22 protein-coding genes and 1 tRNA gene are annotated in these 19,530 nt (G+C 63.1%); 13 read left to right on the top strand and 10 right to left on the bottom strand.

Annotation, left to right across the window (positions count from 1 at the left end; genetic code table 11):
• The first annotated feature begins 32 nt into the window (after positions 1–32).
• Positions 33–803 (top strand): VOC family protein, encoded by a 771-nt coding sequence (locus LT988_RS03720; protein WP_232408896.1) that lies wholly within the window; start codon positions 33–35, stop codon positions 801–803.
• 190 nt (positions 804–993) lie between these two features.
• On the opposite strand, the gene LT988_RS03715 is transcribed toward LT988_RS03720, so the two are convergent.
• Complete coding sequence (locus LT988_RS03715) at positions 994–2,166, bottom strand: class I SAM-dependent methyltransferase (protein ID WP_232408895.1); 1,173 nt, start codon at positions 2,164–2,166, stop codon at positions 994–996.
• A 95-nt stretch (positions 2,167–2,261) separates the two neighbouring features.
• On the opposite strand from LT988_RS03715, the gene LT988_RS03710 reads away from it, so the two are divergent.
• Both LT988_RS03710 and LT988_RS03705 read left to right on the top strand, forming a co-directional pair.
• Positions 2,262–2,759 carry a DUF2452 domain-containing protein gene (locus LT988_RS03710; protein ID WP_232408894.1) on the top strand — a complete coding sequence of 166 codons (498 nt, stop codon included), beginning with the start codon at positions 2,262–2,264 and terminating at the stop codon, positions 2,757–2,759.
• Positions 2,756–3,421, top strand: a complete 666-nt coding sequence (locus LT988_RS03705; RefSeq protein ID WP_232408893.1) for an SOUL family heme-binding protein — start codon at positions 2,756–2,758, stop codon at positions 3,419–3,421. The genes LT988_RS03710 and LT988_RS03705 overlap by 4 nt, the downstream gene beginning before the upstream one ends.
• Positions 3,422–3,701: 280 nt before the next feature.
• Here the strand turns inward: LT988_RS03705 and folB are convergent, their stop codons facing one another.
• Positions 3,702–4,058, bottom strand: a complete 357-nt coding sequence (gene folB / locus LT988_RS03700; protein WP_232408892.1) for a dihydroneopterin aldolase — start codon at positions 4,056–4,058, stop codon at positions 3,702–3,704.
• A 418-nt stretch (positions 4,059–4,476) separates the two neighbouring features.
• On the opposite strand from folB, the gene plsY reads away from it, so the two are divergent.
• Positions 4,477–5,064 (top strand): glycerol-3-phosphate 1-O-acyltransferase PlsY, encoded by a 588-nt coding sequence (gene plsY, locus LT988_RS03695; RefSeq protein WP_232408891.1) that lies wholly within the window; start codon positions 4,477–4,479, stop codon positions 5,062–5,064.
• Positions 5,065–5,272: 208 nt separating this feature from the next.
• Here plsY and cysG read toward each other — a convergent pair whose 3' ends face one another.
• Entirely contained in the window at positions 5,273–6,697 is a 1,425-nt protein-coding gene (gene cysG, locus LT988_RS03690) for a siroheme synthase CysG (RefSeq protein ID WP_232408890.1), read from the bottom strand.
• A 96-nt stretch (positions 6,698–6,793) separates the two neighbouring features.
• Between cysG and LT988_RS03685 the strand changes: the two genes are divergently transcribed.
• From LT988_RS03685 to dsrE2, 3 genes are all read left to right on the top strand, one after another.
• Positions 6,794–7,105, top strand: a complete 312-nt coding sequence (locus LT988_RS03685) for a rhd_2599 family sulfurtransferase (protein WP_232408889.1) — start codon at positions 6,794–6,796, stop codon at positions 7,103–7,105.
• Between the two features lie 154 nt (positions 7,106–7,259).
• On the top strand, positions 7,260–7,490 hold the full coding sequence (locus LT988_RS03680; RefSeq protein WP_120799473.1) for a sulfurtransferase TusA family protein: 231 nt from the start codon (positions 7,260–7,262) through the stop codon (positions 7,488–7,490).
• Positions 7,491–7,554: 64 nt separating this feature from the next.
• A complete protein-coding gene (dsrE2, locus tag LT988_RS03675) occupies positions 7,555–8,034 on the top strand; it encodes a sulfur carrier protein DsrE2 (protein ID WP_232408888.1) in 480 nt (159 codons plus the stop codon).
• Positions 8,035–8,241: 207 nt separating this feature from the next.
• Here dsrE2 and LT988_RS03670 read toward each other — a convergent pair whose 3' ends face one another.
• Positions 8,242–9,531: an OmpP1/FadL family transporter gene (locus LT988_RS03670; protein ID WP_232408887.1), complete on the bottom strand. Its 1,290-nt coding sequence runs from the start codon at positions 9,529–9,531 to the stop codon at positions 8,242–8,244.
• A 239-nt stretch (positions 9,532–9,770) separates the two neighbouring features.
• Between LT988_RS03670 and LT988_RS03665 the strand changes: the two genes are divergently transcribed.
• The 4 genes from LT988_RS03665 to LT988_RS03650 all read left to right on the top strand — a co-directional run bounded on the left by LT988_RS03665 (position 9,771) and on the right by LT988_RS03650 (position 13,572).
• Positions 9,771–10,673: a LysR substrate-binding domain-containing protein gene (locus LT988_RS03665; protein WP_232408885.1), complete on the top strand. Its 903-nt coding sequence runs from the start codon at positions 9,771–9,773 to the stop codon at positions 10,671–10,673.
• Positions 10,674–10,788: 115 nt separating this feature from the next.
• Positions 10,789–11,169 carry a hypothetical protein gene (locus LT988_RS03660; RefSeq protein WP_232408884.1) on the top strand — a complete coding sequence of 127 codons (381 nt, stop codon included), beginning with the start codon at positions 10,789–10,791 and terminating at the stop codon, positions 11,167–11,169.
• 10 nt (positions 11,170–11,179) lie between these two features.
• The gene (locus tag LT988_RS03655) at positions 11,180–12,250 is read left to right on the top strand and encodes an AI-2E family transporter (protein ID WP_232408883.1); all 1,071 of its coding nucleotides are present in this window, start codon (positions 11,180–11,182) and stop codon (positions 12,248–12,250) included.
• A gap of 215 nt (positions 12,251–12,465) precedes the next feature.
• Positions 12,466–13,572 carry a S1C family serine protease gene (locus tag LT988_RS03650; RefSeq protein WP_232408882.1) on the top strand — a complete coding sequence of 369 codons (1,107 nt, stop codon included), beginning with the start codon at positions 12,466–12,468 and terminating at the stop codon, positions 13,570–13,572.
• 122 nt (positions 13,573–13,694) lie between these two features.
• On the opposite strand, the gene LT988_RS03645 is transcribed toward LT988_RS03650, so the two are convergent.
• The 6 genes from LT988_RS03645 to LT988_RS03620 all read right to left on the bottom strand — a co-directional run bounded on the left by LT988_RS03645 (position 13,695) and on the right by LT988_RS03620 (position 18,579).
• The gene (locus LT988_RS03645) at positions 13,695–13,952 is read right to left on the bottom strand and encodes an FmdB family zinc ribbon protein (RefSeq protein ID WP_232408881.1); all 258 of its coding nucleotides are present in this window, start codon (positions 13,950–13,952) and stop codon (positions 13,695–13,697) included.
• Positions 13,953–14,073: 121 nt separating this feature from the next.
• Positions 14,074–14,403, bottom strand: coding sequence for a tetratricopeptide repeat protein (locus tag LT988_RS03640; RefSeq protein ID WP_232408880.1), 330 nt, complete (start codon positions 14,401–14,403; stop codon positions 14,074–14,076).
• A gap of 96 nt (positions 14,404–14,499) precedes the next feature.
• The gene (locus tag LT988_RS03635; protein WP_232408879.1) at positions 14,500–15,951 is read right to left on the bottom strand and encodes a TrkH family potassium uptake protein; all 1,452 of its coding nucleotides are present in this window, start codon (positions 15,949–15,951) and stop codon (positions 14,500–14,502) included.
• Between the two features lie 306 nt (positions 15,952–16,257).
• Complete coding sequence (locus tag LT988_RS03630) at positions 16,258–17,028, bottom strand: hypothetical protein (RefSeq protein ID WP_232408878.1); 771 nt, start codon at positions 17,026–17,028, stop codon at positions 16,258–16,260.
• Between the two features lie 65 nt (positions 17,029–17,093).
• Complete coding sequence (locus LT988_RS03625) at positions 17,094–18,227, bottom strand: hypothetical protein (RefSeq protein ID WP_232408877.1); 1,134 nt, start codon at positions 18,225–18,227, stop codon at positions 17,094–17,096.
• A 276-nt stretch (positions 18,228–18,503) separates the two neighbouring features.
• A tRNA-Thr gene (locus LT988_RS03620) sits at positions 18,504–18,579 on the bottom strand.
• A 165-nt stretch (positions 18,580–18,744) separates the two neighbouring features.
• Here LT988_RS03620 and rpsU point away from each other — a divergent pair.
• On the top strand, positions 18,745–18,960 hold the full coding sequence (gene rpsU, locus LT988_RS03615; RefSeq protein WP_007041206.1) for a 30S ribosomal protein S21: 216 nt from the start codon (positions 18,745–18,747) through the stop codon (positions 18,958–18,960).
• A 105-nt stretch (positions 18,961–19,065) separates the two neighbouring features.
• Positions 19,066–19,509: a GatB/YqeY domain-containing protein gene (locus tag LT988_RS03610; protein WP_232408876.1), complete on the top strand. Its 444-nt coding sequence runs from the start codon at positions 19,066–19,068 to the stop codon at positions 19,507–19,509.
• The last annotated feature ends 21 nt before the right edge of the window (positions 19,510–19,530 follow it).

The following is a 19,530-nucleotide window of genomic DNA, read 5'->3' as shown; positions in this document are numbered from 1 at the left end:
CCGAGTCCAGGATCCGAAACGAGGAACGCCCCATGGCCGAGATGACAAGCTACCCAGCCGGGACCTTCTGCTGGGTCGATCTGGCGACCAATGCGCCCGAGGCCGCGAAGACCTTCTACGGCGAGATCTTCGGCTGGACCTCCGAGGACCTCGCGACCGAGTACGAGGTGCCTTACAGCATCCTCAAGCGCAACGGCAAGCGCGCTGCCGCACTCTACGAGATGGCGCCCGAGCAAGGCGCCTTTCCCTATTGGGCGAGCTATGTCCGGGTGATGGACGTTCAGGCGAGCGCCGAGCAGGCCGTCGAGCTGGGCGGCCGCCTGGTGATGCCCGCGGTCGATGTGATGCAGCTCGGACGCATGGCCTTCATTCAGGATCCCACCGGCGCCGTGCTCGGCCTCTGGGAGCCGGGCTCGCTGTTCGGTGCCGAGATCGACAACACCGAGGGCGCGCGTAGCTGGAGCGAACTGCAGACCCGCAACACCAAGGCCGCGACGCGCTTCTACCAGGACCTCTTCGGCTGGACCGCACGGACCAGCAAGAGCTTGATGGACGGGCGTTATACCCTGTTCGAGCTTGACGGCAAGGAGGTCGGCGGGATGATCGAGCTCGATGCCCAATGGGGCTCGATGCCGCCGAACTGGTCGATCTATTTCGGGGTCGAGGATTGCGATCGCGCCATCGACACGACCAAGCGCTTGGGCGGCAGCGTCGTCATGGATCCGATGGAGGTCCCGAACGTCGGGCGGTTCGCCTTCCTCGGCGATCCGCAGGGCGCCATCTTCGCCGTTATTCAGCATTGAATCGCGTCTTTTTGGGATACGGAAAGTCGAGATCGAGTTCGCGGCTTGCGGGACTTGCGGCCGTTGCGGGGACGCGATTCAAGTGATGAATTTTTCGTTTTCTTGTTCTGGACCGCGTCGACTCCGACGCCGATGAGTGGGTCCGCGCTCGAACCGAGTCAACGTCTGCACCGGGTGTGACCGACGCGGTTCAGAGCCGTTCACTCAGGTCTCGGATCGAGAATCCGCACAGTGCCCCGTCGATCCCCTTCGTCAGCCCCATGACCTTGAACCGCTCCCCCATGATCGTCGGCAGGAGCAATTGCTTCGCGCCCGGGGTCAGGTCGAAGGCGTCGGGTGATTCGGATAGGATTCGGTCGATTCCGCAGCCGATCAGGAAGTTCGCCTGTGTCGTGAAACCGGCGAGCTCGAAGCCTGCGGCATCCCCGGCCTCTGCGACCGCGGTGAAATCGACATGCGCCGTGATGTCCTGCAGCCCGATATGGGCGCAGGGGTCGCCGTGGGCCTGGTGGCGTACGTGGCACATGAGTGTCCCCATGGTCCGGTCGGGCTGGTAGTAGGCGGGGCGCGGATAGCCGTAGTCGACGAGCAGGACGAGACCGGTATCCAGCGCGCGGCCCAACGCCTTCATCCACGCCGGCAGGCGCAGGTTGATCTCCGAGCTGTACCCCGGCGTTTTCGCAAAACCCTCGGCGTGCAGTGCGCCGAGGGCGTCGGCGAGTCCGAGTGAACGCACCGGCGCGGTGACCTCGAGGAACGCGCCGGCGCGCTCGGTGACGAAGACCTCGTCGATCCCGCCGTCATCTCGGATGCTGAAGCGATGCACCGGCATGGCGTCCAGCACCTCGTTGGCGAGAACGACCCCGCGCAGCGTCGCCGGCAGCCGGGATAGCCAGGCGCAGCGTTCGGCCAGATGCGGAATCCGCTCTTGGATCAGCGCACGCTGGCGCTCTTGAAGATCCGGGCTCGGCTCCAGAATCAGGTAACGGCGGGGCAGGGCATTGCGTTGCTCCAGGGCGCAGAGTACCTCGACCGTGAGTGTGCCGGTACCGGCACCGAGCTCGAGAAGATCGCCGCCGCCGAGTCGATCGAGCACCTCGGCACACTGGACGGCAAGGCAGCGCCCGAAAAGTGGCGAGATCTCGGGCGCGGTCACGAAGTCGCCGTCACGTCCGAGCTTCACGGCACCGGCGACGTAGTAGCCGAGGCCCGGTGCGTAGAGTGCCAACTCCATGAAGCGGTCGAAAGGCAGGCGGCCCCCGGCGGCCGCGATCTCGTCACGGATTTGCGCGGCGAGGCGGGCCGAGACCTCAGTCGCCCCCGTGCGGTCGGTGTCGCCGCTCCTTTCGGTCGTGTCGTCCATCGTGAAATCCTCGTTCGTGCTTTTCGCACCTCGACACTATATACCGGGCATACCGTCGATCCTCGGACGGACGACAAAACAAGAGAGACACGCAGATGAGCAACGACGACAAAGGCGTGCTTCACCGCGGCGCCGCGCACAGTTCGCCCTATCCGGTGAGCCGTTTGGCTCCGGCCTTCGATTCCGGCGAGCTGGCCAAAGAGGTCGCGCTGGCGGAGTCGATGTTGGGCGCCCGGACGGGGGCGAAGCTCCGGGTCATCGCCGACCAGATCAAGCTGCTTCAACAAGAGGCGCGTAAGGTCCTTGCGGATGCCAAGGAGGAACAGACGCTGACGCGTGCGCAGTGTGCCTTCAAACGCATCCCGGGCCGGACCTATCACCTCTACCGCAAGGCGGTCGGTGAGCCCTTTTTCTCGATGCTGTCACCCGCCGAGTGGGGCGGCGAGGTCCCTTACGAGTTTCTGGGATCCTACCGGCTCGAGACGGATTATTCCTGGACACCGGCAGGCCGAGCCGATCAGCCGGACGACACGGGCGAGCTGGTCACTCAACTGCTGCGCATCGGTGGCTTGGCCTCGCGGGGCGAGGGATGAAGACACTCCTACTGATCGTCGGAGTGGTGTTGGCGCTCGGCATCGTCGCCATGGCCATCTTCGTCTTCGTGGTTCAAAACGTCGAGACGCCCGACTATGTGGCGGTGGAGAGTGACGGTGCCTTCGAGATCCGGGACTATCCCGCACTCGTCGTCGCGGAGACGACGCGTAGCGGCGCCCGTCGCGAAGCGCTCGGTGCCGGGTTCGGGCCGCTCGCGCGCTACATTTTTGCCAAGGAGCGTGAAGGGGAGAAGATCGCGATGACCGCACCCGTGATCCAGCAGCGCCCCGAGACGCGCGTCGAGCGGATCGCCATGACGGCCCCGGTGATCCAATCGCCGACGGGGGAGGACGCCTGGTCGGTTCGCTTCATCATGCCTTCCCGGTACAGTCTGGACGAGCTACCCGCGCCGGGTTCATCCGAGGTCCGACTGCGCGAGATCCCTGCCCAGCGACGCGCGGCGGTTCGTTTCAGCGGCTCGACCTCCGACGCCGCGATTGCGGAGCAGGAGGCGGCGCTGCGGACCTGGATGGCCTCCCGCGGCCTGACGCCCGCAGGTCCTGCAGTCTATGCCTACTACAATGATCCCTTCACGCCTGGCTTTCTGCGTCGCAACGAGGTCCTCATTGATGTCGAGGTGACCGGAAACCCTGCGAAATGATCTCCCGGCCCTAGTACCTCGTTCCACCTTATTTTGCGTGCTCAGCGAGGCGAGAAGTGTTCAGCGGCTAGGCGCGCGAGTGAAGGAAGAGTGACCCTCTTTCAAGCTCGCGCAACAACGGCGCTGAACGCTTCTCGCCTCGCCCCTTCGGGAGCCCCCCAAAGGCGCCAGGGCAGCGTTACAGCCCTTGGAAATAGCACCCACTATTCCCCGCGGTCTGTGCCTTGCCCTGACGCCTTTGGGGGGGCTCTGAGCATGCAAAATAAGGTGGAACGAGGTACTAGCCCGGATCGCCGCGCTCGATCACCACACCCACGTCCACGCCTTCGCCGACGGCACCTGGCTTGCTCAGCGTGAGCCGCACCCAGGGGATCCCGAGATCGTCGATCAGGATGGACGCACAGCGTTCGGCGAGCGTCTCCACCAGCTCGAAGCGGCTTTCGGAGACGAATTGCTCCAGGCGCCGGGTGACGGTCTCGTAGTCCAGTGCGTCTTCGATGCGATCGGTGGCGGCGCCGCGCCCGATGTCGCTCGCCATCTCCAAATCCAAAACGACGGGTCGGCGGATGCGCCTCTCCCAGTCGTGGATGCCGATGGTGGTGTCGATCTTCAGGCCGCGAATGAATACCCTGTCCATGCTCGCTAGACCGCGTCCGGCGGGACATGTGATGGTTTCGTGTCGGCGTGAGGTCCGAGGGGTTCGCCGCCGTTGTCGCGAACGCGGTCTAGGATGTTGTCTTTCTTCATGTTGGACCAGCTCCATCCGAAGGTTTCGTCGTCTTCAATTCAGCGAGTGCGGACCGCCGCAGGCCCTATGCGACCCTGCCGGAAGCGACGCCTGCGATCGCCGCGAAGCGCCAACACCCCGGGATCGACGACTTGCAGTCGTCTTTTTTCGCTGACCCGACCGCCAGCGGCATCGAGTTCAACTCGACAATCCGCCGATCTTAAGAAACCGCGCTGCACGGGCGTTGGCTGGACCCACTGAACGGGGCTGCCGCGGAGGTCTGCCATTCGCTTGACCTGTACCGGCTTCCCATGTCCAATTGCCGCCCATGATTACAGCCTCGCTCCTGATCGTCGCCGCCTACCTGCTGGGCTCGGTGTCCAGCGCCATCATCGTTTGCCGTTTGATGGGATTGCCCGACCCGCGCACGCAGGGCTCCAACAATCCCGGTGCGACCAACGTGCTGCGAATCGGCGGCAAGAAGGCCGCTGCTATCACGCTCGTCGGCGACAGCCTGAAGGGTATCATCCCGATGGTGGCCGGCCATCTCCTCGGCGCCGGGCCGGCGGTGCTCGCAGGCATCGGTTTGGCCGCCTTCATCGGCCACCTCTATCCGGTCTTTTTCGGGTTCCGCGGCGGCAAGGGTGTGGCCACGGCCCTGGGCGTGCAGATCGGGCTCTTCTGGCCGATCGGCCTCTCGGTGGCCGCCATCTGGCTCTTTGTCGCCAAGGTGCTCAAGATCTCCTCGTTGTCTGCCTTGATCTCCATGGCGCTCGCACCCGTCATCGTGTGGATCTTCTGGCCCGACAACGTCTTGATCGGGATGCAGCTCATCATCACGGGTCTGCTCTTCTGGCGGCACCGCAGCAATATCCGAAACCTGATCAGCGGAACGGAAGACCGCATCACGCGCTAAACCGCTGCTAAACCGCGTCCCTTGCCGTATGTGCTCTTGTCGTGTTGCGTCGACATTGGACGATATTTTCAAGGTTGGAGTCGACGCGTTTTAGGATAAAAAAAAGACCAATCTAATGATCTAAACTGCGGCGGCTCCGACGTCCTGGGGGAGCGAAAGGTCGCGATCGACCAAGAACGGTGCATGACCTAGCGAGGCGCAGTTTAGTTCAGCTGACCAGGCGTGTCGTGGCTCCGAGCTGCGGCTCGTCCGGCGGGCGGAACCAGCTCAGCTTTTCGCGCAGCTTCACGACCTCGCCGACGATGATCAGGGTCGGCGGCTCCGGAGGATCGGCCTCGACCAGCTCCACGATGGTCTTGAGCGTGCCCGAGTAGACCCGCTGCAAGTGGGTCGTTCCCTGCTGGATGAGCGCGATAGGCATCTGCGGCGAGACGCCGTGCGCGATCAACTGGTCGACGATGATCGGCAGGCCCGCAAGGCCCATGTAAAAGACCACCGTTTGGCTCGGCTGCGCGAGCGCGTGCCAGTTCAGGTTCATGGTGCCGTCCTTGAGATGGCCGGTCACGAAGGTTACGGATTGGGCGTAGTCGCGGTGGGTCAGCGGGATGCCGGTATAGCTGGCACAGCCGGCGGCCGCCGTGATGCCGGGAACGACCTGGAAGGGCACGCCCTCCGCGGCGAGGGTGTCGATCTCCTCGCCCCCGCGTCCGAAGATAAAGGGATCGCCGCCCTTCAGGCGCAGAACGCGATGACCGTCCTTGGCGAGATCGGCAAGCAGTCGGTTGATCTCTTCCTGCCGCATCGCATGGTGGTTGCGCTGTTTACCGACGTAGATGCGGCGGGCGTCGCGGCGCGTCATCTCGAGGATGGGCTCGGCGACGAGGCGGTCGTAAACGACGACATCGGCCTGTTGCATCAGACGCAGGGCGCGGAAGGTCAGGAGGTCGGGATCACCCGGGCCGGCGCCGACGAGGTAGACCTCGCCCATATCGGATTCGAGCGCATCGGGGGCCAATTCGCGCTCGATCACCGCCTCGGCCTCGGCGAATTGGCCGGCGAAGATGCGTTCCGCGACAGCGCCTTCCAGGACGCGATCCCAGAATCGACGCCGATCGGGCAGGGCGCTGAAACGCTCTTTGACCCGGTCGCGATAGCGGGCGCATAGCTCACCGAGCCGTCCGTAACCGGCCGGGATGATGGATTCGAGTCGGGTCCGCAGCAGTCGCGCCAGCACGGGCGACGCCTTGCCGGTCGAGATCGCCACCACGACGGGGGAGCGATCCACGATCGATGGCAACAAGAAGGTGCAGGCATCCGGGTCGTCGATGACGTTGACCGGGATGTCGTACTCGCGGGCGAGCTCGGCGACGCGACGGTTGACCCCGCGGTCGTCCGTTGCGGCGATCACGAGGCGGTTGCCTTCGATGTCGCCGGATTCGAAGCGTCGTGCGAGATGACGAATCACGCCCGCGGCGGCCTGATCGTGCAGCGCATCGACGAGGTCGGGTGCGACGACCGTGACGGCAGCGCCGGCTCGCAGCAGGCTGCCCACCTTGCGGGCCGCGGTGACGCCGCCGCCGACGACTAAGCAGGGTTTGTCCCGGACATCTTGAAAGATCGGAAGGAATTCCATGGTCATTTCAGTTTGTATGGCCCGCAAGGGTCGTTGAGTTGGCCGTCAAAAGTCCTTAATATACTTAAATACTTAGGTTTGTGGTAGGACAACGACGTGATCAACGAGATCGACTCCGAATCCCTGCACGGCAGGATCGCGAGCGGCGAGGATGTGCTGCTTGTGGATATCCGCACGCCCGCGGAGGTCGCGCAAGGCGCTATCCCCGATGCCATGCAGCTGCCCATGCATCTGATCCCGATTCGGATCAGTGAGTTGCCTAAGGATCGGGATGTGGTGCTGTACTGCCGCAGCGGTGCGCGCTCGTATCAAGCCTGTGCCTACATGATGCAGCAGGGTTACGAGCGCGTTCTGAATCTTCGGGGCGGCATTATCGCCTGGGCCCGTCACGGCTACCCGATCGCATGAGCCGTCGCACTTCCCGCAGCTCGACGGTCGCGACCGTCGAGTGCGCCCCCGGGAGACAGCTCTCGGTGTCTTGCCTTTTCGGCCTATTTCGCCTATAAAACCGAATTCTTGTGTCTACTGATATTCTAAAACAGCACCCGACCGGAGGTACTCCATGGCAGATTTTGACCAAGAGCTCGACGCCAGCGGCCTGAATTGTCCGCTCCCTATTTTACGCGCGAAGAAGACGCTAAACGCCATGGATTCCGGCCAGGTCCTTCACGTCGTCGCCACCGATCCGGGTTCCGTCAAGGACTTCGATGCCTTCGCCAAGCAAACCGGGAACGAGCTGATGGAGTCGAAGGAAGATGGCGGGAAATTCCACTTCCTGATCAAGAAGGGCTGACGGTCAGAGCCGTCTCGCTCAAACCAATCAACCCGCGCCGCGATCGACCCGCGAGGAGGACACGATGGAAGAAAAGAAACTCGCCATTATCGCCACTAAAGGCTCTCTCGACTGGGCTTACCCGCCCTTTATCCTCGCCTCGACCGCATCCGCGCTCGGGTACGAGACACAGATCTTCTTCACCTTTTACGGGCTCCAGCTCCTGAAGAAGAAGCTCGCCCTCGAGGTGACCCCGCTCGGTAACCCCGGAATGCCGATGCCGATGGGCATGGACAAGTGGTTCCCGGTCTTGGGTCTGACATTGCCCGGCATGCAGGGCATGATGACCTCGATGATGAAGAAGAAGATGAAGGACAAGGGCGTTGCCAGCGTGGAAGAACTGCGTGATCTCTGCCAAGAGGCCGAGGTCAAGCTGATCGCCTGTCAGATGACGGTCGACCTCTTCGATATGGACACAGCCGATTTCATCGACGGGATCGAGTATGCTGGCGCCGCGGCCTTCTTTGAGTTTGCGGGGGAAAGCGACATCTGTCTGTACATCTAGAGTGCGCTTCGCGCACTCTACGACGGTCTCGCTTTGAGCTTACCCCAACGCTACAGCCGGAAGACGGGGTTGTAGCGAAAAACGCCGCCCTCTGGGCGGCGTTTTTCGTGTGTTCCTGATCATCCTGAACCGCGTCAACTCCGACATCCGTCGTTTCGGCCGTAGCCGATTCAGTCCGCCAACTGCGCAAATCGCTCCAGACGCGGTTCAGAAGACCTTGACGATCTCAAGCCCGATGAGGTGAGCGTCCATCTCGTAATCGCCGTCGATCGCATCCGTTCCGTTGACGCCTCCGCCGCGATACGGGGTGCTGCTGTTGATGGTGCGATCATTCGCCTTGACGTACATGTAACCCAATTCGATCGAGAGCCCGTCGCCGAAGAGGTGCGCCACCCCGATTCCGAAGAGGTGCCGGTCGTTGTCCGGGACACGTGCGCTGAAGTGCGCATCTTCCTGTCCGGTCTCGTCGTAGGAATAGCCGAATCGGAGCTGGGTGTCCGGTCGGATTTGGTAAGTGACGCCGAGTCGGTACGCATTGCTGTCGTTCCAGTCGTTCGTATCGGTGAAGATGGTCTCTCCGGTGCCTGTGCCTTCGACCTCGAGCTTACTGAAGGAGCTCCAGCCCGTGCGCGTCCAATCGAACTCGACCGCCAGTGCTTCGGTAACGGCGTAGCGGACGCCCAGCTGTAGGCGCCAGGGCAGGTCGACGTCCACCTCGGCGCTCTGTGCCGGCGGGAGTCGGCCGATCGCCACGAGGGTGCGGCTCAAGGGCCGGTAATCCCCTTCGAGGCCGACGGTTGCGCTGGATCGAAAGGCGGCGCCGAAGCTCCATGCCTCGTAGCGATAGAGCGCGCTGAGGTTGAAGCCGACATCGGCTCCGTCGCCGCTGAGTCGCCCTGCGGTGGAGTCGAGCTGGGCGTTTTTGACCCAGTAGATATCCAAGCCGCCGGACAGGCTGAGGTTATCGTTGACGCGATAGGCGACCGTCGGCGAGAAGTCGAGGATCTCGAGCTTGCTTGCCGTGGGTTGGCCGCGCGGGACGTTCGGATCCAGCGGAGGCGGAACCGGTATGCGCACAGTGCCGCTCAGCGCGGGGAAGGTTCCGTCTTCCCAGCGGGTCTCAAGCCCGAAAGGGGCTGTAATCCCCAGTCCGATACGCCAATCCTCGTTGACCCGCAACGCGGCCTGGATCATCGGGGCTGCCGTCCAGTCCGCACCCTGGCTGTCGTGTTGCCCCGAGTCGGTCCGGACGCTGAAGTTGGGGCCGATCAGGATTCCGCCCAGAGCGACGCTCGACCCATCATGAAACCCCATGGCAGCGGGGTTATAGGCAAACGCACCGGTTTCCTCGGGATTCGCGACCAAGGCGTTTGCCAGTCCGATGCCGGCCGTCGACACCTCGGGGAGCGAAAAGCCCGCGGCGAACGATTGGGCGGAAGCGACACATGCTCCGGCAGCGATGGCGGTCGCAATCGCGCGAGCGATCTGTTGATTCATGCGGATGGCTCCTCGTCGTGTCGGTGTCCGTTGTTTTTCTGCGCCACACTTTAGGTGAAGGTGCCACATTTATCCAGAGTTGTTGCGGAAAAATTTCGAGGAGCCTGATCGCGCCGAATCCCGTGTTTCCGGCCTTCGTTCGGCCGGCATCGGATGACCCCGTAGAGCTACCCCCGCATCCCGTGATTGTGATATAAACCGGCTTTATTTCGCTGTCGTCATCTCGACGTGGTCTCCGGATGGCAGATCGCAGACTCCAGGTTTTTCATACGGTCGCTCGGCTGCTCAGCTTCACGAAGGCGGCCGAAGTGCTGCATATGACCCAGCCGGCCGTGACCTTTCAGGTGCGACAGCTGGAGGAACACTTCAACACGCGCCTGTTCGACCGGACGCACAACCGGATCAGCCTAACGGATGCCGGCAAGACCGTGTTCGCCTCGGCGGATCGCATCTTCGAGCTCTATTCCGAGATGGAGAACGCCGTACGCGAGATCACCGGGGAGATCACCGGCGCGCTGGCGATCGGCGCGAGCACGACCATCGCCGAGTACATGCTCCCGACCCTCTTGGGAGATTTCAAGGAACGCTATCCGGATGTGACCATCCACCTGAAGGTCTCCAATAGCGACGGGATCGTCTCGATGGTGGAGAACAATGCCATCGATCTCGGGGTGGTCGAGGCGCCGGTCGGGAACAAGAATCTCGTCGTCGAGCATTGCAAGCGCGATCAACTCTTCGCGATCGTACCCCCGGGTCATCCGCTTGCCGGTGCCGAGATGGTCACCTTCGAGCGGCTCCTCGAGTATCCCTTCATCTGCCGCGAAGAAGGTTCGGGAACCCGCGAGGTGATCAACGATTACCTCAACCTGCAGCACGACTGTCATTCGGTGCTGAAGGTCTCGATGGAGCTGGGAAGTCCCGAGGCCGTGAAGGGCGCCGTCGAGGCCGGAATGGGTGTGTCGGTCGTCTCGGGGGCCACGATTCAGAAAGAGCTCAAGCTGGGCACTCTGGTTGCGCTCAACCTGGATCCGCCGTTGGATCGCCCTTTCTCGTTCGTTCATCAGAAGCAGAAGTTTCGACTGCGCGTCATGGAGGAGCTGCTTGAGTTTGCGCGTTCCTATTGCCGTGAGCACGACGACTGACACCGAAGTACGATGGACCTCGTGACGGCTCTTGCTCCGGCGACTTGGGCGCCGACCATCTATGACGGATTGCCCTGCATCCGACCCTCCATCTTCCGCTGAGCGTTTCCCCGTGATGAGTCGAATTCAAGGATCGGAGTCGGAGCGGCGTCTCGTGCGTTCGTTCCGTGCGCTTGCTGCCGCGGAGCGTGACACCTTGCTCGCATTCGCCGAGTTTCTCGCACAGCGCGGGGCTGCGACGCCTGAGCCGCATCGCGGGCCGCGCGAACCGGTTCCCGCCCCGCGTCCGAGCACGGAAAGCGTGGTCGCCGCGATCAAACGTCTGTCGAAGACCTACGCGATGCTCGACCGCGGACCGATGCTCAACGAGACCTCGGCGCTCATGTCCGCGCACGTCCTGCAGGGTCGTTCGGCAAGCGAGGTCATCGACGATCTCGAGGCGTTGTTCGCCCGACATTATCGCGACTACCGAGCCAAATTCCCCTCGGAAGGTTGATCCAGTCCACATGAGAATCGTCGCGAACTGGTTTCGGCGTTATTTTTCCGACCCCCAGATCATCTTCCTGGCCATCCTGCTGCTGATCCTGTTCGCCGTGGTCATCACCATGGGCGGCATGCTCATGCCCGTCTTGGCCAGCATCGTCATCGCCTATTTGTTGGAGGGTCTGGTCGGGTCGCTCGAGCGTCGCGGGTTGCCGCGGTTGGCGAGCGTCTTGGTGGTTTACGTGGCCTTTTTGGTGTTCGTCGTCTTGGTGTTGGTGGGCGTCTTACCCTCGGTGTCGCTGCAGATTACCGAGCTGGTGCAGCAACTGCCGTCGATGATCTCGGCTGCGACCACGGCCCTTCTGGATCTGCCCGAGCACTACCCGGAGTTGGTGACCGAGGCCCAAGTCGCCGAGTTGATCGGGGCGATCCGAGCCGAGACCGTGATGTTCGGTCAGCGTGTGCTCTCCTGGTCACTCGCGAGCGTCGTCGGCATCATCACGATCCTGGTATACCTCATCCTCATGCCGCTGCTCGTGTTCTTCTTCATGAAGGACAAGGAGCTGATCATGAAATGGTTTCGTCGGTTCCTGCCGACGCATCGTACGATCGTGAACGACATCTGGAGGGACGTCGATCGGCAGATCTCCAACTACGTGAGGGGAAAGGCGTGGGAGATCCTGATCGTCTGGTTGGTCAGCTACGCCACCTTCGTGGCCTTCGGGCTCAAATACGCGATGCTTCTGTCCTTGCTGGTTGGCTTCTCCGTGGTGATTCCCTACATCGGGGCTGCAGTGGTCACGGTGCCGGTTTTATTGGTCGCCTGGTTCCAGTGGGGCTGGACTCCCACCTTTATCTGGCTTGCGGTCGCGTACTTCATCGTTCAGGCACTCGACGGCAATGTCTTGGTGCCCCTGCTGTTCTCCGAGGTGGTGAATCTGCATCCCGTCGCGATCATCGTGGCGATTTTGGTGTTCGGCGGGCTCTGGGGCTTCTGGGGCGTGTTTTTCGCGATCCCGCTTGCAACCCTGGTTCAGGCCATTCTTACGGTCTGGCCCATTCCGCCCGACGACCCGGGTGACGCGCTCGCCTGAGACCCGCACGCTCGGTCCATACCGAGCACACCTGGATGTTTCGCCGCGCTGCAAGCCCCGCGCCCGCCGGGCCGGCGTTGCGCCTCCCCGCCGTAGGGGCCGCTACGCCTCGTCGGCGCGCCTTGTCCCGACGCGCGCGGGACGCGCCCGGCTTTCCGAAAAACCCACGTGCGCTCGGTATACAATCCAAGCCCGTCCAACGCTACGGCGCACCCATGCACGCCTTCGCCCTCAGTCGATTCCTGTTTTGGTTCGTGATCTTCTTTCTGCTCGCGCTGGCGAGCCGGCCGTGGATCGAGGATCTGTTCATTCGCTATCAAGCCGAACCACGCGCGATCATGGCTCGCGGAGAGTTGGCCGCGGACGAGCAGACGACCATTGCGATTTTCGAGTCGGTCAGTCCGTCGGTTGTCTATATCACGACCTCCGGGCGGGTCATGGATCTGTTGTCGCGCAATCTATTGGAGGTCCCGCGCGGTACGGGATCCGGATTCATGTGGGACCGTCATGGCCATGTCGTGACGAATTATCATGTGGTTGCCGACGTGCAGGCGGCCTATGTTCGGCTCTCCAGTCAACGCGTTTACGAGGCGGTGTTGGTCGGCGTCAGTCCGGAGCACGATATTGCCGTACTGCGGATCGATACCGGTGCCGGCGGGCCGCCGCCGGTGGCGATCGGCTCGAGTCACGACCTGAGGGTGGGACAGAAGGTCTTTGCGATCGGCAACCCGTTCGGACTGGACTATTCGCTCACCGGAGGCGTGATCTCGGCGCTCGATCGGACGATTCCCTCGGATGAGGGGCGCAAGATCGAACATCTGATCCAGACGGACGCGGCGATCAATCCCGGAAACTCGGGCGGCCCTTTGATCGACAGCGCCGGGCGGGTCATCGGTATGAATACGGCCATCTTCAGCCCGTCCGGAAATTTTGCCGGGATCGGCTTTGCCGTGCCCGTGGATACCATCAACCGCGTCGTGCCGCGCCTGATCGCCTACGGTCGCTATGTGCGGCCTTCGCTCGGCGTCACCACGGATGGCGATCTGAGCCGGCGCCTCGCCGAGACCGTCGGCGTCGCCGGGGTGGTGATCCTTCAGGTCCAAGAGGGTTCGCCTGCCGCGCGGGCCGGGCTGCGCGACGCAATCATCAATAGGAACGGGGATCTGGCTGCCGCCGATGTGATCGTTGCGGTAGACGGGCGTGAGGTCGACTCGGTCGAGAGGCTGATCGACCTGCTCGACGCCTATCGGATCGGGGATAAAGTCAAGCTGCGGGTTTTCCGCAATGGGCGGATGATCGAGGTCGAGGTCGTGCTCGGTTAAACCGCGTCGCCCGGGGTCTTCCTGCGTTGCGGGTCGACCTGGGCGTTCTGCGAGCCCGAGCAGCTCGCAGCGGACGCGGTTCAGGCCTCTGAGAAGCTTTGATTGGCTCGGGTCGGTTCGGATCAGTTCAGGCCGCACATCCCGCCCGGACAACAGGCCCCGGTCGAGCAGGCAGGGGCGTTTCCGCTGCCGAGGCTCTTGCTTGAGATGACGTTTCCGCCGGTCGCGAGACGATGCACCGGTGCATCGGCCGGGGTGTCGCCGAGAGCGGTTCCGGTGCGGGCACACAGCTCACCCCAGCTCGTCACGCTCTCGCTCATGCGGTGGTTGACCTCGAGGACTCGGTCATTGGCCTCGCAGCGGTAATCATAGGTCGGCATCGCCTTTCTCCAAGGTATATCGATGAATGCTTATGGACATCATTATATCCGTGCACGCAGAGCAGGCAAGCGCACCGCGATTCCGAACGGCGATCCCCGCCCGGGCTATGCCGGGCGCCATTCAGTCGGCGGCCGTGAGTGCACGATCGGCGCGCTTTCGAAAGACCTTCATCTCCTTTGCAGCCTGGATATCGCCCTTGGTCTCGGCGACCGCGATGCCGCGATCGAGGGCGACGATGGCCTCGGCGTGGCGGCCGGTTGCCGTAAGCGCTTTTCCGTAGAGCTTCCAGGCGGCTGAGTAGTCGGGGTCGAGCCGAACGGCCTCGGCGAGATGCTCGAGCGCGCGTTCGGTTTCGTCTGTTTTGAGATATTCGGCACCCAGGCTGTAGCGCAGCAGGGCAGAATCCTGTCCCCGCTTCAGCATGGATTCGAGGTTGTCGACGATGCTCATCGTGTCGTTCCGCCCTGTCGGTAATCACTGGCGCCCACTTGTAAACCGGACCCTGCCCCGGCGCGATTCGGGTCCATGTAATACCGCCCGGCTCGATCAGCGCTGCCAGAAGGCCGGCGTCAGCAAGACCAGGAGTGTGAAGATCTCCAAGCGCCCCAGGAGCATCGCCACGCAGAGGATCCATTTCGCGGGATCGTGCAGGTTTGCGTAATGCGGGCCGACCTGAGCCAGTCCGGGCCCGAGGTTGTTGATGCAGGCCGCAACCGCAGAGAAGGACGTCAGCAGGTCCAGGCCGGTGGCGGCGAGCAGAAGATACATGATGACGAAGCTCGCGACATAGAGCGAGAAAAACCCCCAGACGGCATCGACGACACGGTGATTCACGCTGTTTCCGCCGACGCGAACCGGGATCTGGGCGCTGGGATGGATGAGGCGCTCGATCTCGCGGATCCCCTGCTTGATGAGCAGGAGAAAGCGGATCACCTTGATACCTCCGGCGGTCGAGCCCGCACACCCGCCGACAAAGCTCGCGAAAAGCAGAAGAATCTCGATGAACGGAGGCCAGTAAAAGAACTCCGCGGTGGTGAACCCGGCGGTGGTGCCGATCGAGACGGCTTGGAACAGGCCATTCGTGAAGGCATCGTCCCAAGTGATATAGGTGTCGCTGTAGAAAAGGGCCAGCGTCGTGATCGCGGTGACGGAGGCCATGATGAAGAGAAAGAACCTCAGCTCGCTGTCGCGCCGGTAGACGCCGAGATCGAGTCGATGAAAGGCGACGAAATGCAAGGCGAAGCTCATCGCCGCGAGGAGCATGAAGAGCACCGCGATCATCTCGATCAGGGTGCTGTTGAAGTAACCCATGCTGGCATCATGGGTGGAGAAGCCGCCGATGGCGACGGTGGAGAAGGCATGGCCGATGGCATCGAAGAAGGTCATGCCTGCAGCCCAATAGGCGAGGGTGCAGGCGACGGTCATCGAGACGTAGATGTACCAGAGTGCCTTGGCGGTCTCGGTGATCCTAGGCGTGAGTTTGGCGTCCTTCACCGGGCCGGGCATCTCGGCTCGAAAAAGCTGCATGCCGCCGATCCCGAGCATCGGCAGCACGGCGACCGCGAGCACGATGATCCCCATGCCGCCCAACCATTGGAGTTGCTGACGGTAAAAGAGGATGGCCTTGGGCATGTCGTCGAGCCCGACGATCACAGTTGCGCCGGTGGTGGTGAGCCCGGACATGGACTCGAAGATGGCGTCGGTCACCGAGAGCATGGGTTCGTCGGCGAGCAGGAATGGCAAGGAACCGGCCAAGCCGAGGCCGGTCCAAAATAGGACGACGACGAGGAACCCGTCCCTGATGCGAAGCTCTTGGCGGAGCCGCATCACCGGGAGAAAGGTCAGCAAGCCGACGCCGAGAATCAGTAGAAAGGCCGCCAGGAAAGGCCAAACCTCACCGTCCCGGTAGATCAATCCGACCACGACGGGCGGGAGCATCGTGAAGCTGAACAGCGTCAACAGCAGGCCGAGGACCTTTTGAACGGCAAAGAGCTTCATCGTGTGCCCCGACGCATCGGCCGACCTCGATCGATCAACACGGTTTGAGTCCTTGCCGACAGGCGCGCATCGACTCTGGAGGAACGATAGACACGATGAATCTCGCCGCATCCCTCATCGCAGTGTCTTTGCTGCTGCTCATCGCGCTCGCGGTTGTGGCGTTGTTCTTGGCCGGAAGCGACAGCCGCTCATCGAACGACGACGATCCCCCGCCTCCATCCTGAAGGTCGCTCCCCGGCTGCACGACCGCCGTTGGCGCTTTTCGAAGCGAGCGCGCGGGCCGCGGGCTTTCGATATACGGCATGGTTATTCGCGCGCCGTGCAGTCGCCGAAGCGGCAATACACGCTCAGCGATCGGCCATCCCGGCATTTGACCCTGTGCTGCTCCCACTCCGGTCCCGAGGCTTCGAGCAGCGTGCCCGTGTCGGTCAAGAGGCAACCGCGACTCTCCGCGTAGCGCTCGGCATAGTATGCCCAAGTGCCGACCGCCACGGTCCCTGCCTGGCGGTCGGGCGATTCGGGGCGGAGTGCGCTGGATCGATCGGGCTCTCGTGGGAGGACCCCAGCCGGCTCGCGCTGTTCATCCCAGTGCTTCCTGAGCGAGCTCAAGGCGTTCCCGAGATTCTCGGCATAGCGTTCGGTCACATCCGTCGACCACTCGTCGCCCGTCGCGGATATCCGTACCTCGCGAGCACGCAACAGGACACGTGTACCTGCGGTCTCTTCCACGAAAGACGCGGAAATGCGGATGACATGCCGTTCGGCGAGAGGATCGTCGGGATCGCTTTCTTCGAGGACCTGCTCGAACCCGGCTGCGGTTGCAGCGACCTCCGGGACACTCCAGCCGCGCCTATAGGCCGAGGCGATCGCAAAGTCTCTGGCCTGCTCGGGGGTCGCCCCGAAGAGAAGCACGCCGGGGACGGACGCGGCAGCGAAACCGATCGCGAGAAATCCGAACGCGATCGGGCCGATTCGAAACATCAGTGCGGGAGACGATCGGTTGGTCGCGCGAGATGGGGCACGGCCGTGGGCGTCGCAGCCGAGCGGTCGTTCGGGTAAGGGCCCTGGTGTCTCCATCGCCAGGACATCGGATCCGGCCGTGGGCACCTGCGATTCGGATCGACGCCGCCGGGTCGGCGGCGCTACAGCAGACCGCGGCACTCGCCGTTTTGGCACTGCACCAGGACGCTGTCCGCATCCACACAGGGCACCTTGTGGATCTCCCCGTCGCTGCGCGAGTCGATGAGGATTGACCCGGTAGGCTCGACGTTGCAGCCCCGAAGACGCGCATACTGCTCTGCGTAGTAAGTCCAGCTGACATCCTCCGACGACGGCGAGAGCGCCATCATGTTCTCACTCTCCGGGATCGTCTCGACGATCGGCTCGGGGAGCGGTGCGGAGAGCGGTTCGGGGAGCGACATCGGTTGCGTGGCCGCGCCTGGCGGGGCGCGCGTCAGGGCAGGTCTGGTGTCGACGATGGGCGCGGGCCTGCCTGCCGGGCGGCGCGGTTCCGGTACAGGCGCCGTGGCAGCGACGACGCTTGCCGCCGGCGCTGCCTGCGGTGTTTGCGCCGGTGCGCTCCAAGCAGATGCCGCTGCTCCCGGCGCCCGATCCGATGTCGCCGCAGCCGCCGGCGCGGCAGGGGACGCGTCGGCGCCCCGTCCCGCCTGAGGCGGAGATGAGCCGGAATCGGCCAGCTCGGCACCCGAAGCGCCAAGGCTGTCGGAGTCGGCTGCGTCCGTTTCTTGAGTGCTCGGGTCGCTGACCGGGGGTGCCGCTCGCGCGATCCGAGCGCGATTACGCGACCAGGACGTCTGTAGGGAGCGAAGCGAATCCTCCAGAGACGGGCGAAAGGTCTCGGTGGTGTCGATGCGGGTCGGTTGGCCTGCAGGGGTCGTGGAGACGAGCGCCGAGTCCAACGCGACCTTGACACCGTTGCGGTCTTCGAGAAAGTAGGATGTGACCTCGACCAGGCTGCCCGGCGCCGCCTGCGCCCCGAGAGCGCGAGCGGAGCTCGAATCGAGCGGTCGCTGGACGACCAAACGACCGTCGGTCGACTCGGCGATGACCCAAGCCCGGCTCCTTGCGGATCCCATCGCCAAGGCTTGGACCTCCGCGCGGGTTGCGCCTGGAAATTCCATCTGCGGACGATCCCCGATCGCGAAGGATCCGGGTTGCGGGTCGTACGCACGGCTCCCGGGGTCACCGGCGCAACCGATCTGCAGCAGGCCGGCCGTCGTCAGGGTCAAGATCAAAATAGCGGGGCGCAGGTTCACGTCAAACCCTCAAGCTAAAGAACGCGTGATACCGCAGGCGACACAACGCAGTTTTCGAAGGTCACAACCGCCGGCACCACAGTTGATACGAAGCGTGCCATACCCCGGAGCGAGAGGCCAGCCTCTGAACGTCGCCTTCGCGCGCGGGCTCCCGGCGCGACTGCGCCGCTGCACCGTCACGGAAACGCCGCAGCTCGACGTAAGGTCCACGCTTGGATCACACACAAACAACGAGGGCCGGCGTTGTGCCGGCTTTTGGGGATGTCGTAGAGTATCTGGAGCCGATGCGCGGATTCGAACCGCGGACCTACGCATTACGAATGCGTTGCTCTACCAACTGAGCTACATCGGCAACAAGCCGAGAAGTATAGGGCGATCGCTCGATCGTTTCTAGCCCGCCCGATCTATTTCGAGCATCACGCCGAAATTTTTGCAATCAGCACCGAGGTTCCGCTAGAATCCCGGCGCTTAACCTTGACCATCCGCCCTTGTCCGGAGCCAACCTTAGGGATCATCCATGCCCAGCGTGCGTGTCAAAGAGAATGAGCCTTTCGAAGTCGCAATGCGGCGTTTCAAGCGGTCCTGCGAAAAGGCAGGCGTACTCGCCGAGGTCCGTCGCCGCGAGTTTTACGAAAAGCCGACATCCGAGCGCAAGCGCAAGAAGGCTGCTGCGGTCAAGCGGCATCAGAAGAAGCTGCAGCGCGAGTCTCGCCGCTGGGAGCGCCCGTACTGAGGACGGATCGTCGATGTCGGTCCCGCGATGATCGGGGCGGCTGCCTGACTTGCGGCGCATTCGCAAGGCTCTATCTTCTTTCCGCTTTGGTTTCAACGCCCTACCATGCTCAAGCTTCAAATCCAAAGTGATATGAAGACCGCCATGAAGGCGGGCGACAAGACTAGGCTCGGGGTGATTCGGCTGATCCTAGCGGCGATCAAGCAGCGCGAGGTCGACGAGCGCATCGAGCTCGACGACGCTCAGGTTCTGGCCGTACTCGACAAGATGCTCAAGCAGCGTCGCGACTCGATCGCGCAATACAGTGGGGCCGGTCGCGAGGATCTCGCGGAGATCGAGCGATTCGAGGTCGAGGTCATCCAGTCGTATCTCCCGCGCGCGCTCACGGACGAAGAGCTTACGGCCTTGATCGATGCGGCGATGGCGTCGACTCAGGCGAGCGCGATGAGCGATATGGGCAAGGTGATGGGTCTGCTGAAGCCGCAGATTCAAGGCCGGGCCGACGTGGGCAGCGTCAGCGCCCGCGTCAAGCAGCGCCTCGGAGGCTGACTCCGGCGTCGTCCTTCAACG

Source organism: Thiocapsa bogorovii (assembly GCF_021228795.1).
In the GTDB taxonomy this organism is placed as follows: Bacteria; Pseudomonadota; Gammaproteobacteria; order Chromatiales; family Chromatiaceae; genus Thiocapsa; species Thiocapsa bogorovii.
The sequence above is the reverse complement of the archived record's forward strand: the minus strand, read 5'-3'. Positions and strand labels throughout refer to the sequence as shown.